The sequence below is a fragment of the Caldanaerobius fijiensis DSM 17918 genome (assembly GCF_900129075.1).
Classification (GTDB): domain Bacteria; phylum Bacillota; class Thermoanaerobacteria; order Thermoanaerobacterales; family Caldanaerobiaceae; genus Caldanaerobius; species Caldanaerobius fijiensis.
The window spans coordinates 1-15364 of record NZ_FQVH01000010.1 but is presented as its reverse complement, the minus strand read 5'-3'; the positions used below and the strand labels follow the sequence as shown (position 1 = coordinate 15364).

The window sequence follows — 15364 nt, the reverse complement described above, 5'->3', positions numbered from 1 at the left end:
AAAAATATTATACTTTTTTAAAGCAACTGATTGAAGATAGGTCAGATATAAGCTCGTCTATTATGAGCTCTTGATATCCGGCTTTCTTAACCCTGCTCATTTCTTCTACTATCTCGCGCAGTGAAAATGCTTCAATGCTTTTTAGTATATTTAGCCTTCTATCGCTTAAGATTTCATTAGATTGAGCTTTTTTGTAGTCATCTACTGTATACCTCCAAAAGTGAAAGCACTCTTTATACCTCTTATAAAGCCTGTCAGCTATAGATAGTCCCTCTGGGTCAAAATCCCCGGAATAGTATATTTCAGTGCCTTCCCTATATAGCAAATCTAGAAGTACTAAAGAAGATAATTTTGGTTGCCCATAAGTACAAACAAGGGGAAGAAACGCCGAAGTATCTAAAAGAGTAGTAAATACACCAGGGTTTTCAACGACGTAGACTTTTCCTAACGGACTTTTTACGCTATCAATTTTACTCAAATGTAAAAGAGGTACCTGTAATACCTCGTTGCTGTAATAAGCTGCCTCGAAAACTTCATCTGTTTTACTTCCCCTGTAAGCTATAAGACCTGACAGCGTTACATAATTGGATATCTCGTCGAGCAATATACCTGCACGATAATACAATTCTGCGACCTCTTCAGAACTTCTAACATCATCCAACCCCATTATCGTACATAAGGCCCATTTTAACAAATTGCCGCAATCGGTATTAAGATCAAAACCGTGGGGATTAAGAGTTATACGGGAAGCAAAAACAGGCAACCTCACTTTTTCACCTTTGTAAACAGGCAGATTATCAATAGCATCGCATACTAAAAGAATATCTTTTTTCAGAGCATTCTTGTCTCTGTCATATCTTTGATTTATGGCTTTCATGCCTACTGCTTTCTCCTGCTTTATGGAATCTAACCACTGGGCGCATCTACGTCCAGTACCTGCTAGCTGCAGTTGTTCAAAAAAATCCTGTTTTTCCTTATTGTACGCATCTATATCCTCTTTTTTGGTGGTTAGTTTCTCTCCAAAATACTCCTCTAAAATTTCTATAAGGGAGTAGTTTTCAAATCGAGTTTGTTTTAAGGATTTCTCAAAAGCACTGACATCAATGTTTGCCGATTTATTTTTACTGTAATCCCTTTTAAAATGATTTGAAAGAATTTCTTTTTCCTCATCGGTGAGGTCTGTGAGTTTTATGACACCTCCTATCCTGCCAAGGCTTCTGTATTTTTCTCTTATTCCTTCAAAAATTCTTCTGTACCCCTGACGGGATTTGAAAAATGCTATATCTTCTCTATTCATTCAAAACACCGGCATGCCCTAATACCTTTTTTCCTTCTACATTCGTAACCAGACGCTTTACACTGCCATCCCATATATACCTGATAACAGTAACATAATCGGCATTTTTAGGTCTTATCAGCTCACATATGGATAACTCGGGGACGGTATCATAATCACCCCACAGTACCTGAGAGTTTATTATAAAGTTGAATCCAAGGTCTTCCATGAGTTTAAACATATCTCTTATGTTGTTATCATCAACTCCTGCAAAAGCCTCATCCAGAGACACAATCCTTGGTGCTTCTTTGGAAGCGGATTCATACCTGGAATACACTGCAGAAAACAGTGGGATGTACATAGCCATAGCTTTCTCACCACCGCTTAACCTATCAAAGGCATTATTTGTAAGTACCTTGCGATTTTCTCCTTCTTTTTTATAATAAAGCACAAATTCAAACCAGTCCCTATAGTCTAACACCTCTTTTATCACCTTATGAAAGGTTTCTGCACCACCCTCTTGTATTTTTCTGGCCGTATTCACTTTAGACCTAAAGTGATTCACTACCTTATTGAATACCTCAGGCTTGAGCATGTCCACATCAGACTTCAATATATCTACCAATTCTTTTGTATCCATCTCCTGTTCGTTATCTGCTGCCACAGGCTTCCACTCCAATGAAAATTTAAGGCCACTGGAAGTATCCCGTTCAGACATAAGCCTATTCATCTTTTTAACCCATTCTTCAGCCTTAAAAATCTTGCCTCTGATCTTTCTACCCACGTTATGCATGATAATTTCTTCAAATAAGTGTCTATCAGTTTCTCTCAAGAGGTTCTCATTGATGTTAATATCGTCTTGTATGCTCTGGTATAAAACGTAGAGAGATACCATTTTTCCGCTCAAATTGGCTACTATCTGATATCTTCTAAGCTTATACTTTATTTCATCATATATTGCATCATTCCTTTGTTCATCATCTTCTGGCATATCATCAAAAATATATCCCATAGCTAAGCCATAATCTGCTAACTCACTAAGGCTTTCATAAAAAGCATTTTGTAATCTCGATGTCATTTTTTCTTTGTCACTACCTGATCTATCAAAAATAGGCTTATAATTAGACACAACTTTTCTGCAAAATTTCAGGATGTTTTCTATATCTCTATCCTCATAAGGAATTCTCCTGACATCAGCATCTGAATATTCTTTAGGTATAATTTCTTTAATTTCCAGTTTATTTGGATCTATAAATCCCAAATTCAATTCCTTTTTAAAGCCTTTTTCCATTATATTGTATATCTTTTGTTTTACGATAATATCATCGTATAGATGCTGAAGTTCTTTCTGACTGTATGCCAACCTCTCTTCTAATTTAGCCTTTTCCATTGAAAGATTTTTTATTTCCTCAGGTATTTTTGCTAATCTTTTAAGACAAAAATCCAGTTCCTGCTGAATTTCTTTTAATCCCAGTCTTTCTATGCTCTCTTCTAAAGCCTCAATTTTCTTTTGGGAGTTCTGAATTTTGTCAGACAACATGCCGATTTCGTAATTTAGAGAGTCGATGTCGTATTCCAGATCTTCTTTTTGTTGATCCAGTATTTCTCGATTTGTAACACAGGACACATACCTATTGTAATTTATCTCTAATTCTTTTAATTTTATTTCGTATTCTTCCATCTCATTATAAGCTGTCTGAAAACTTTCCACATCAGCATGCAATTTTATACTCTTAGTAGCTTCTCTTGACGCAGCTTTTTTTTGCTGCAGAATTTCAAAGCATTTTTTCACATCTAATGATTGCTGATTTAACTTCTGCTCTGCAAATTTCAATTCGGCTATAGCAGTTTTAAGATAGTCATAAGCCACATCCAGGTCATCTTTAGATGGAAAGCGAGAAAACTCCTCATCTAAAAGCTCCAGTCTCGATTTCAAAATATTTATAGATTCATCATATGATACAATCTCTTCGTTTACAAGCTGTATTTTTTGTTTTAGGTTTTTTATCATCTCTTCTCTATAGCGCTTCCTTGATTCATAACCTATATATCTCGACTTAACATTACCCCTAGATTTACCCCTGATAACTCCTATGCCATAGGTACCATCTTGATCGATATAAGTAGAATTTTCCGATGGATATATCAGTATATTGCTTAGAGCATCAGATACATCCTCTACTGAAATCCCTTGGCCGGGGTCTACAACATCAAAGTATTGAAATACATTGAGCTGCATGTTAAAAGTTCCTGGAATAATATACCTGTCTGCCATATCTTGATCCATTTCCAAAGCTTTATCTATATATTGAGCAGGCACTACGAGGGCATCTAAAAGGCCCATATCTTCCATAGCCGATTCAATATTACCCCTGGTTTCCTCATCGATATCCTCTTTAAACTCGATACACCTGTATAATGGCACAAATGGGATTTTTGCTTCCTCTAACCTTTTTCTGTTATTCTCAATATAAGGATCCCTCTCAGGTTCGGGATCTTTTTTATTATTCCACTCATCTAATTCTTGCTTTAATGCATTTAATTCTTCTTGTTTTAAATTGCGCGAATTTTCCAGCACCAACACTTCTCGTTGCAGATCGCTCCTATATTCATCATAAGGCTTTCGAACACATGCTATGATGTCGTTAAATCCTGTCCTTTCCCCGTATACCAGAACCTGGCGTCCTATGTGTTCCAGCTGTTCATGAGAAAGTTTAAGCTCTGTATTATTCTCTGACCATTTATATACTTTTTCTACGTATTTAGTTTTTTCTTCGTCAAAAAGCCTCTCATACTTGTCTAAATCTTTTTCTCTATCTTCTTTTTGTCGTCTTAGACGCTCCTCCTCCCTCAGAGCTTCGTCGTATCTCTTATTGGCGTCTAGTTCTTCTTTTAAAGCCTCCAGAGCCCTCTTTATTTTCTCCTTATGCTTTTTAGATTGGGATCTCCAGAAACCGAAGTCGTATTCCTTTCCATAATTTTTTTTGAGTTCATCCTGAGAAAATTGGTGCTCTATAAAATCTATATCCATTGAGATGTAGGACATCTCTTCTAAAATATCGTTGATTTCTTTTTCTATTGTATACATGTCATACCTGGTCTTTTCTATCTTTTTTCTTATATCCATATACTTTTCCTGTTTTTGTCTAAGGCTTTCTTCTTTCGAAGACTTTTCTTTTTGGTATTGACTATATCTATTCTGTTCTTCTACCAATTCCTTCTGGGTCTTAAACACATCATTATTTCTCAACTGCTCTTCCTTACTTTGAAGAGCTTCTCTTTCTCCTTCCAAAGATGATATCTCTGTTCCTATATGATCTATTCGTACCTTATATTCATCCATATCCTTTGCTAACTTATCATAATTCTTCTGGATGGATGACAGCTCGCTATAAGATTCCAGTAATCCTTTTGCCTTATCGTAGAGTATAAACTTATTGTAATTGTCATATTCATTCTTTAATTTTTTAATCGCTGCCATATCTTTTCGAAGTTCTTCAAGGCGCATCTGTATCTGATCCATATTCTCAATGGTTTCGGATAAAGGCCTGAGGTCATCGTCAGATAAAGAGGGCAGTGATGCTTTTAATATTTCATATATCACAGTGGGTTTAAAATCTTTAGAAAGTTTTGGACTTCTTATCTGTATCAAAAGCTTTATAAGTTCGTCATAATCATCTAAGCTTTCAAAGCCAAAGATATACTTATTAACTATCTCCATATATTCCTTTTGGCTTTCCACCACTTTGCCGCCATCGCCTATAACGCTTTTTAGTTCCTTTTTAGTCAATGGAACCTTTACCCTGTTTCCTCCTTCTCCGATTTCTAACTTGTACAAAAAAAGATCTTTGCTAACCCTTCTACCGTCGAGAACTATAAAACCCCAAAAATCCATGTTCTGGTGCCTATGAGCCTTAAGCCCAATTCCTATTGTTATATAATTATCTGTAGATTCCTTTTTAAACTCCATGTACAGATAGCCTGTCCTCTCATCAATCCCGTTTACTTCTTCTTCACCCAGCAGGTAATCTTCTAATCTCCTAGCTCTGGAACCAAATGGATCAAGCCTTTCAGGGCTTTTATTGCCGTCCAGAACGAGAGGAATAAAGCTCTGCATGGTGACAGATTTTCCCGAACCATTGGCACCTCGCAGCAGCAGCCGTCCTCCTGCGAACTCAAAAACTTCATCGTCGTAGTACCAGAAATTAATAAGGCCTATTCTATTTATAACCCATCTATCACTCATCATAATCTTCTCCTTTATCAAAATCCTCGGGATACTCACCTATAAGTTTAGCTGCTATAGGTAAAATAGTAAAAGAATGCAGTTTTTCGTCCCACATAATCATCTTCCACAATTGCATTTCTTCTATTATTTCATTTGAAAGTTGATTAATGCTTTTTTCCCTATAAGATTTATACCACCCTTGGCTGAATTTTTCTTTTACAGCTTCGATGATGCCATAAAATTCGGTTTCTGTCAAAGTTATACTGTCATCGCTATTTACATTGAGCTGTCCTGCCTCGACTTTTTCTCTTATGATAGAACATATCTGCAATACAATGTCGGAAATATTGCTATTTTTATCGGGTAAATAAGCCTTCATGTATTTATTGTCATTAAATATGAGAAATGCAGAAGTCTTGTGAATGTGAAGGCGAGCATCCAGGTTTTCTTCAACGTCTTTTTCTATTGTATTTCTGTAGTTTTTGATATAATTAAAGACATCGTCATCAGGACCGTTGCTGTATACCGCCGGTGATAGGATGAGCTTACGATAAGCCTTATGCCTTCTTGCATTTTCTCTTTCTTCATCCAAAAGTTCTTGAATAGATATGTCTTCATTTATATCCTTGTTCAAGGACCGCATAAAATACCTGGACAATCCGGTGTTTTCGTACAAAACCTCTGTTTCCCTATTATCAGAAAACCTCTCATGGCTGCCATCATCTACTACGATCATGCCCATCTCTACAGCAAAGTTTAAAACCCTTACCAGAGATTTTCTCTGCTGAAACAATGTCCAATCAACTTTTTCCGGTCCCTGATATTGGGTTTCTATATACTCAGTGACATTAGATAGAACAAACTGATCCTCTGGTCCCTTGTCTTCTAAAAAAGCTAACAAAAGGCAGAAAAAAGCATAATCCATAGGTGACTGAAAAGTCTGTATACCCATCCATTCTTCAGGTTCAGCTGGTATTTTTTCTAGTTTAATCAGATATGGGTTGACAATAAGCCTGTAGCCCAACTTTTCTTCAACAAAGGCCCTAATGGCTGGCTCATTGTCCCTTATCCTGTTAAAGGTATCCTTATCATCCCTGGTAATCCAGAAGTTTTCCAGTAAGATTTTCACCTCTTCCAATATTATCACCCTTATTTTCAAATTCTATCACCATAGCAGGCATATCCAAGTTTCCATCAGTGCACTTCAAGATGATTCTTTCGCCGTTTTCGGGTATAATAACCCTATATGTTCTTCCATCTTCAGTTTTACCCTTATATTGACTATTTCCCATAGCTCTACTTACCCACTTAAGCAACGTGGTCCTGACAAAAGGTGGTACTATAGGTAAATCTTTAAAGCATATCCTATCATCTTTTATATAACTCAAAATGACTTCTTTTTCATATTGTTTACCTTGTAAATATTCCAGCTGTGTCTGTATTTTACTTTTGCTCCTATCGACAATACCGCTAGTTCTTAACGACCTGTTATAATTCCTGGTCTTGGGCTTTATTGTAATTACAAAAGGAGATTCTCGCCACACGCTAGAGGTTATACTGTCTGTCTTTCGTTCCATATCGCCCCAAAGGTGCCTTGTATTAAAAACGCCAAAAACAGCCGCAGATAAGAGGTGTGCTTTCTTTATATCTTCTGTATTTGCAAATATCCTCGATAGCTTTAAATAATCATTTTTGCGACTAACCATGCGCATTCGGTTTTCTGCGATCCTGGAAGCATACATAGTTATTCTCCTGATTATTTCGCTGGAAATATTCAAAAGCCTATACGCCTCACTCTCCTCACCACCTCGGCCTGTAAACCACAGAGATATATTATTCCATCTATCTATAATATTTTGCTTAATATCTTCTTCCCTGAGCTCATGTTCTAACCTTGGTATGCTCATTTGATACTGAATTACCTTATTCAATACCACATTTACCATATCTTTATCTACATTTTTCAAAAATCCTTCGATAGCCAGCGAAAATCTCTGAAGATCTTTTATAAAATCCCTTAAATATTCAATAAGCTTGTCTTTGTATAAAATAAAAGCTTCAGTCCTCATAAGCTCATCGGCGCCGGAACTTTGCAAACTCGCTATATAATCGGTAGCATTATGGTATATATTTTCAAAATCACTGTTGAGGTCTTCCCACCATCTGTTTACAGCTTGCAGATCTTTTTCCTCTGACATTTCCTTTACCTTTAAAATATTTTTATATATCCGTTCAAAAAGCGAAGGTTCTAGAGAACCACCGTACCCTCTAATGCTTTCAAGTCTTATAGTCATTCTTTCAATCTCAATAGAATAAGGACTCAACTGATATCGGAATTTTTTGTTTTTAAATTCTTCAAGAGTAGAGGCCTTACTTGTATCCTGAGTTGCAATGAGGTTTTTCCAATCAGTAAGCATTTTTAAATCCTGTTCGCACCGTTCCAAAGTATAATCATTAAAAATATCGAATTGTATAACATACTCGTAGACATCCTCTTTATACATCCAATACTTAAATTTCTGATATTGATCATAGAAATACCTCATAATAAGACGATACCTGGAGGCATTTTCTGCCGTAAGGTATCTGGTTTCATTAAGCGGTTTTAAGACGCTTATATCTAATTTATCGGGCATGATAAATACTCCCCACTTCATTTTATTGCTTTACTTTTTTTATTATAACACACATATAAACCGCCAACAACTTATTCACAATGAAAGATGAGATTTTTGCAGTAAGATCAAACTTAGTATATAATTTTGAATATAAAATAAAGTAAGGAGGATTTGCATGGAAAAAGTTGTCGAGCTATTTCTAAGATATGTAAAATATGATACCCAATCCAACGAAAACGCTACTACGTACCCAAGCACTAAAGGCCAGTTGGTATTTGCTCATGATCTGGCAAAAGAACTTATAAAAATTGGTCTAAAAGATGTAGAGGTAGACGAGAATGGATATGTAATGGCCACATTGCCTTCAAATACAAGCAAAAAGGTACCCACGGTGGGTTTTATAGCCCATATGGATACAAGTCCTGACATGTCTGGTAAAAACGTAAATCCTAAAATCATAGAAAACTATGACGGTAATGACATAATCTTAAATAGTGAAAAGAATATTATATTATCACCTTCTGATTTTCCTGAGTTAAAAAGTTACATAGGGCATACCATTATAGCCACCGACGGTACCACATTGTTGGGTGCTGACGATAAGGCGGGAATCGCAGAGATCATCACAGCCTGCGAGTATTTGATAAACCACCCTGAGATCGAACATGGAACCATTCGAATATGCTTTACACCCGATGAAGAAATAGGCCGTGGTGTCGATAAATTTGACGTAAAAAAATTTAATGCTGATGTGGCCTATACTGTAGATGGCGGTGCAGCAGGTGGCATTGAATATGAAAACTTTAACGCAGCAGCTGCAGTTGTCACCGTGAATGGCTTAAACGTTCATCCGGGGTCTGCTAAAGGTAAAATGAGAAATTCTATAACTATAGCAATGGAATACGCCGGAAAACTGCCAAAAGATGAAGTACCCGAAAAAACAGAAGGCTACCAGGGATATTATCATTTAAACAACATAGAAGGCAGTGTTGAAAAAACTGTCTTACATTACATTCTAAGGGATTTCGACGAAAATTGTCTTGAGGACAGAAAATCAACTATGCTGGAGATAGCTGAACAATTAAATGCTTTATATGGACAAAATACCATTCTGGTAGAGATAAAAGATCAATATTATAATATGAAAAAAATCATAGAAAAAAACATGCGTATAGTGGATATCGCATGCGAGGCCATAAGAAGTATTGGACTAACGCCTAAGATAACTCCAATAAGGGGTGGTACAGATGGAGCCAGACTTTCTTATATGGGGTTGCCTACACCCAATATATTTACAGGAGGTCATAATAGTCACGGAAAGTATGAGTATGTCACCGTATACGAGATGAAAAAAGCAGTAGAGACTATCATAAAGATAGCTGAATTATGGGCAAAAATATAAAGGGGGTGACCCCCTTTTTTTGCTTCATCTTTCATGAAAGATTAAATAAGCATATTCCTGCAGAAAATTTTCAAAGTCTTACTAAACGCATTTCCTTATATAAGGTTTATTGATCTCCCATAGCTCCTCCAGTATCTTTTCAGCTGCTTGAGTGCTGTTTATGACAGGATCAATAAGTAAAGCCTGCATAGCTAATTCCTTTGATCCATTTATCGCGGCATCTACAGCTAATTGTTGTACACATACCTGGGTTGTTAGTAGCTTAGCAATACCTGGTGGTAAATCTCCTACTGCTATAGGATGTATCCCAAATTTATCTACCATTATAGGTACTTCTATAGCCGCATCTGCAGGAAGATTGGTTATAACTCCATTATTATATACAATTCCTGATTCTATAAGCTGTTTTTTGTTGTTAAGGATACCGGTTATTACATGGACAGCTCTTTCTCCCGAAGGTACAAACCAATCGCGTAGTGGTTTTGTGCCATTTATCCTTTCTTCTATTTCCTTTTTCATAAGTATTCTATTTTTTTCGTCCTCATCGAAAGGATATCCTTCTTCGCCCGCTTCCCACCCATATGGAAGATATTCGCCTATGTGATCGTCACTACAGGATGGATATTTTCCAAAAACTCTGAATAATTTTCTGGATAGAGGCATAAACGAAGGATCATAAGTTTTTTCTTTTTCTCTTAAGAGAGGGTATAAATCCTCACCAGTTTTTTTATCCCTGATTTCAAGAAGCCACTGAAAGTGATTTAATCCTGCTGCAAATACATCAATATCGTCAGGATTCAAACCCATAATCCGAGCTACATCATTGCGTCCCATGAATACGCCGTGGCACAATCCTACGCCCCTTATTTTGGTATAGCGTCCCAATGCTAAAATTATGCGGCTCTCAGGATTTGAAAAATTTAAGAAGTAGGCATCTGGGCACAATTTTTCCATATCCCTCAAAATATCCATTATTACAGGAATAGTTCGCATCGTAAAGAATAATCCCCCTGGCCCGCCGTTTTCCCCTAATGTATGGCGAATACCATATTTTTTAGGTATCTCAAAATCCTGCTTCCATAAAGCACATCTTTCAATGGCTAGTGAGTTAACCACAAACTGAGCACCTGGTAATACTTCTTTTCTTTCCGTTGTAGCTTCTATTTTCATTCCCAACCCCGATTCCTCGTTCATCTTTAAAGCTAATTTATACATTCTTTCCAGATTTTCTTCGTCTATATCTACCAAGCTCAACGTACTTTCAGCCAATTCGTAAGATGTAAATATATCTTTAAACATACTTAATCCAAACGACATACTTCCAGCACCTATAAACACTATTTTTGTCTTATTCATAAAAGCATTCACTCCCTTGATAATTTAATAGTTATGCTGGTAACAGTCGTTACCAGCATGTTGGTATAATTACAGATTACTATACATTCCTTTACTTACCAACCGGTGGCCTCCAATTGCCTGTTGCTATATCATATATACCACTATCAAAACCAAAGTTGATATTTGCAACAGCCTCTGCATCCTTAGGATCAGTTGGGACTGGCATATTCCTATTATACTTATCTATTCTGTCTGCCATTGGTAATGTATTCTTGTCTATATACTTCATATTTACAGTGGTGAATGCTGTGTTTAAAAAGTAGTCTACCGCAAACGCATTCTCATTGGTTATCCATGCCAGCTTGCTGGCCGTATCTTTCATCTGTTCCTCGTTCATATACAACATCGAATCTATTGTCTTACGTATATCTATAAGTTGGCCATCAGGTCCTGGCAGTATCATATTAATCTTTCCATAATCTTTACTTTGTTGATTTGTGATTCTAGGGAAATTGCCAAATGATGATGGCCCCCCTTCGTAGAAATTGTGAAATGCCCAATAAGGTATCATAAATCCCCATGTTACATCCATCCAATCTGAAGACATGTCGTACATGCACTTAGGCCATCCAGCGTTCTGCCAATATATAGTACCATCTATTGTCAGTAATTTTGTCGGTAATCCAAATTTCTTCAGCTGATCTGACGCTATTTGATCTGCTAGAATAAGCTGAGACCATCCTGATGGTGCTGCTATAGTAAACTCATATTGTTTGCCGTTTTTATCTCTCCATATGCCATCACTACCTTTCTTCCATCCTGATTTTTCCAAAAGCTGTGCAGCTTTTTCAGGATCAAAGTTGTATTTTGTTAATTTATCTTTTATATCGGGATTAATCCAATTATCCATATTTTGAGGCATGCCTAATGCTGAATAATCGGTCAATATACCGGTCCAGTTTACAACATCTCGAATCTTTTTTCTATCTAACGCATAAACTATAGCCCTTCTTACATTGACGTCGTTAAACGGCGTTTTCTGAAGATTAAAAGCAAATCCAAATGCAGCTGGATCCTTCATGGGATAAAATACTAAATCTTTGTTTTTTGATAACATGCTCTCTATTTCATCCCTTGTGAAATTGTCCTCACTTTGCGCTACTCTTCCATTTTGCAACATAGCTAGAGCTCCAGTACTATCGGTCTGATATAAATGCACTATATCATAATGGATTTTATATTTGTTGTAATAGTAAGGATTCTTCTTTAGAATCATATCAGAAGCAGTTACTTTATCTACTATATAAGGGCCTGTAAGTATAGGCTTATCTATTTTATATGTTATGAAATTTTGCCAGTTTTTGTTTAATTCTGCATTTGTTTTATCGTCAATAAGTTTTGTAAAAGGTCCTCTTTTTGTTAAATCATCAGTTGTTGGAAGACTTTTAAGGATTTCGTCTGCCTTATCCACAAACTGTTTGTAAATATGATATGGTATCGTAGCTTGTAAATCCTGTCCGACTAATAACGTCTTTATGGTTTCATTCAGCTGGGGATCTGCCCACTTAAACACCACTGTATAATCGTCAGGCGTTTCTATACTTGTTAAATACTTGGTTATAAACGCTCCGTTATTTAATGTATAAAAAGCCCATACGTCCTTGCTGGTAAAAGGTTGACCATCATTCCACTTGGCATCCTTTCTTATATGCACAATGGTTTCATTTCCTTTGTTTTCCGGCATACCTTCAGCCAATCTCGGATATATCTTATCAGTTGACCTAACGTATTGATACAAACCTTCGGCCATAAACGCATATGCTGTACCAATACCCGCTGACGAAAATACATTACCTTGAAATAGAGGTGGTTTAGGCCAACCCCCTACCCTCGGAAAGACAGCTTCTTTTACTGTGGTTTTACCTCCAGACGATGAATTACTCGTGCTTTTACTTCTGCATCCTGTAACCAACACTGACAAGATCATAAAAACCGCCAATACTACACCAACTAATTTCTTTGCCTTCATAAAATTCTCCCCCTTTCAACTCATTTTTATTATATTATTATTACATCAAGATAATTCTAATCTCCTTAAGAAACGTTTTCAAAATTTAATTTTCCTTAAATTTATTAAATTTTATGGCATTTTCTCTCTATTTCTAAATATTGTTTTTATTTTCTCACTATCTCTTAATTCAAATTTTATGGGTTCAAATAAGCTTTATTTATTTTTTATTTTTACCTGATAGTAGTTTTTAAAGGCCAAAACATCATCATAAAATTCTGTTTTAAATATTAAAATATTTATTACTATTATAATTAAAACTGGGATAATTATGTATAAAGCACCACCAAAAACATCTAAAACATTTAACATGTGTAGTACTCCTAAAACCAAATAAACGGGCAGTAAACCAAAGATAAAAATATAAACTATTGATAGCAGAAACATAGTTACTTTAAACGCTATTCTATTCCCTTTATAATACAAGAATATATTAAATAAAACCAGTCCATTAATGATGATTTTTTCTGTTAATCCTTTAGTACCATTAGATACTAAATTAACAGTAAAATCTCCGAGCAAAAGGAGAATTAAAATAATTATACCAGTATTTACAATTTTCTTGCCTCTGCTAATCTGTTCACTGCTAAAAAGCAAAATTATTTCTCCCTTCTACCATTGACTTACTTTACGATTATCTATTAATGCCTTCAATTTATTGCCACTCAAATTTTGTTCATGATTACCAACAATATAATATGTGTCATAACTTTTACTTACTTGTTTAGCTAAATTGATAAACACTTTAAAATCGGTATCTTTCGTATTAATCGTATCTCTCGTAATTACAATAATATCCGGATTTTCACTACTAATCTTATTTATAAGCCTATAATTATCTTTCCCGAAACTTTTGCTATGCAAATCAGATATTTGCAGTATTTTAAAACCATTAAATGATGTTGGAATTTTATGTAATGTCACTTTATAGTGTGACACTTACAAAACATTATTATCGAAATATATAATTGTTGCAATAATTAGGATTAGCACAAATATAACAATAAGAAAAGAACCTCTTTTTTTCTTATTTTTCACTTTCGTATCCTCCAATAATATAAATAAAGTTTGTATTATAACGCAAAAATAACCTCGGATCCTTTTATCATTATACCATTAAGTTCTATTTACAAAAATACCTTTACTACTCACCATTCCATTGTTAATTTTAAAAAAACCTCTTCCCTTGCCTTCCAACACGCGTAAAATCTACATGGGATAATTCCCTCCCTATGAGTCACTTTTTTCGTCTTGTCATATAGCTTATTTAAAAAGATTCATTTCAAATTCAATTTCATGCTTTAAAGGGATGTTAAAATTACCTAGTATCGGAATGGATGGCTTTAATTTTCTCGAAATATCCAAAGCGTTATGATATTAAACGTACCATATCAATCCACGTTTTTGATAAAAACGCATTGCATTAATATTATCATTTGTTGTAATCACTTTTATTTTTGTACATTTTTCTTTAGTTGCTATTTCGATAACTGTGCCACTTGATACTTATGCATACATCGCATAGCTACTACCTATGTTTGGGAAAGTGGGTTGTCAAGCCCGAACGCAGTGAGTTCATTTTAGGCTTGACTACACATCGACCAAACATATAATCCTCACTGCAATGTATGCTCGATTGCTGCATTTTGTATTGTAGTACACGTATCCCCTCCTTCTTCTTTAGGTTGTCTCTGTTAAACTATCTCTAGGATTTGGTTTCAGGGTCGCTCTGAATCCCCCTGAAGACCCTTCTTTTAGGGTACTTCTCGCCTAAGACTGCACCCCTGGGATTACTCGTTTAGTTCTTACTCGCTTGCTGCCCATGTCTTACTCTTCCGTATGTCTCAGCAACCATACGGTGTATCCTATCATCATGCATGGTACTTCCATCTCCACCTAGCTTCTTCTCCTGATCCGGACTTAGCACTTTTTAACCCTAAATTCTTTGTCATGAATCCAGCTGTCGTCAGTAGTTTTAAAAAGGCTTATACCCATTTGCCTAAAACTGACGATTTTGATGCCAGAGTCATTGCTGATTGTGTCAGATTTGGTAGGGTAAACCCTACTCCCATGCCTAACTTTAAATATGCTGCCCTACAGCGCCTTACTCGCTTTAGATACCACCTGGTACAGACTATATCCAGTGAAAAGAGCAGAGCTTTGAACCTGCTTTATCTCAAGTTCTCTTCATACAAGGAAGACTGTCCTTTTAGCGACGTCTTTGGCTCAGCATCTACTTCTGTTTTTGATTCTTTTACTCCTGATGAGATCGCTGTTATGCCTATGGAGGAACTTGTTGATTTTGTCTTGAGTCATGGCAATAATAGATTGAGCAATCCTGAAGAAATTGCTAAAACACTTAAATCCGCTGCTAACAGGGCATATCGTCTTAATCCTGATATGTGCGATACTGTTAGTATGACTTTGACCATGA

General features: G+C 35.9%; 11 protein-coding genes. 2 read left to right on the top strand and 9 right to left on the bottom strand.

Going from position 1 to position 15364, the window contains the following annotated elements:
* Positions 1-7: 7 nt before the first annotated feature.
* The 4 genes from BUB87_RS05700 to BUB87_RS05685 are packed head-to-tail and all read right to left on the bottom strand — an operon-like array spanning position 8 to position 8140.
* Positions 8-1297, bottom strand: a complete 1290-nt coding sequence (locus tag BUB87_RS05700; protein WP_073342655.1) for a TIGR02679 family protein — start codon at positions 1295-1297, stop codon at positions 8-10.
* Positions 1290-5540 (bottom strand): TIGR02680 family protein, encoded by a 4251-nt coding sequence (locus BUB87_RS05695; RefSeq protein WP_073342789.1) that lies wholly within the window; start codon positions 5538-5540, stop codon positions 1290-1292. Before BUB87_RS05695 ends, BUB87_RS05700 begins: the two co-directional genes overlap by 8 nt.
* Entirely contained in the window at positions 5515-6642 is a 1128-nt protein-coding gene (locus BUB87_RS05690; protein ID WP_073342787.1) for a TIGR02678 family protein, read from the bottom strand. The genes BUB87_RS05695 and BUB87_RS05690 overlap by 26 nt, the downstream gene beginning before the upstream one ends.
* On the bottom strand, positions 6593-8140 hold the full coding sequence (locus BUB87_RS05685) for a TIGR02677 family protein (protein WP_073342652.1): 1548 nt from the start codon (positions 8138-8140) through the stop codon (positions 6593-6595). The genes BUB87_RS05690 and BUB87_RS05685 overlap by 50 nt, the downstream gene beginning before the upstream one ends.
* Before the next feature lie 157 nt (positions 8141-8297).
* On the opposite strand from BUB87_RS05685, the gene pepT reads away from it, so the two are divergent.
* Positions 8298-9524 (top strand): peptidase T, encoded by a 1227-nt coding sequence (gene pepT, locus BUB87_RS05680; protein ID WP_073342650.1) that lies wholly within the window; start codon positions 8298-8300, stop codon positions 9522-9524.
* 81 nt (positions 9525-9605) lie between these two features.
* On the opposite strand, the gene BUB87_RS05675 is transcribed toward pepT, so the two are convergent.
* From BUB87_RS05675 to BUB87_RS14960, 5 genes are all read right to left on the bottom strand, one after another.
* Positions 9606-10880 carry an alpha-glucosidase/alpha-galactosidase gene (locus tag BUB87_RS05675; RefSeq protein WP_073342647.1) on the bottom strand — a complete coding sequence of 425 codons (1275 nt, stop codon included), beginning with the start codon at positions 10878-10880 and terminating at the stop codon, positions 9606-9608.
* 91 nt (positions 10881-10971) lie between these two features.
* Positions 10972-12891, bottom strand: coding sequence for an ABC transporter substrate-binding protein (locus BUB87_RS05670; protein WP_073342644.1), 1920 nt, complete (start codon positions 12889-12891; stop codon positions 10972-10974).
* Between the two features lie 195 nt (positions 12892-13086).
* Positions 13087-13527: a hypothetical protein gene (locus tag BUB87_RS05665; RefSeq protein ID WP_073342642.1), complete on the bottom strand. Its 441-nt coding sequence runs from the start codon at positions 13525-13527 to the stop codon at positions 13087-13089.
* 15 nt (positions 13528-13542) lie between these two features.
* Positions 13543-13854, bottom strand: coding sequence for a metallophosphoesterase (locus BUB87_RS15045; RefSeq protein WP_073342639.1), 312 nt, complete (start codon positions 13852-13854; stop codon positions 13543-13545).
* A 453-nt stretch (positions 13855-14307) separates the two neighbouring features.
* Positions 14308-14412, bottom strand: a complete 105-nt coding sequence (locus BUB87_RS14960; protein WP_327021787.1) for a GNAT family protein — start codon at positions 14410-14412, stop codon at positions 14308-14310.
* A 513-nt stretch (positions 14413-14925) separates the two neighbouring features.
* On the opposite strand from BUB87_RS14960, the gene BUB87_RS05655 reads away from it, so the two are divergent.
* Positions 14926-15364: IS110 family transposase (locus BUB87_RS05655; protein WP_234945968.1), on the top strand; the 439-nt coding region annotated here is incomplete at its 3' end.

Coding starts and splice junctions, on each gene's coding strand:
- BUB87_RS05700 (WP_073342655.1), bottom strand. CDS start 1,297: ATGAATAGAGAAGATATAGCATTTTTCAAATCCCGTCAGGGGTACAGA.
- BUB87_RS05685 (WP_073342652.1), bottom strand. CDS start 8,140: ATGCCCGATAAATTAGATATAAGCGTCTTAAAACCGCTTAATGAAACC.
- pepT (WP_073342650.1), top strand. CDS start 8,298: ATGGAAAAAGTTGTCGAGCTATTTCTAAGATATGTAAAATATGATACC.
- BUB87_RS05675 (WP_073342647.1), bottom strand. CDS start 10,880: ATGAATAAGACAAAAATAGTGTTTATAGGTGCTGGAAGTATGTCGTTT.
- BUB87_RS05670 (WP_073342644.1), bottom strand. CDS start 12,891: ATGAAGGCAAAGAAATTAGTTGGTGTAGTATTGGCGGTTTTTATGATC.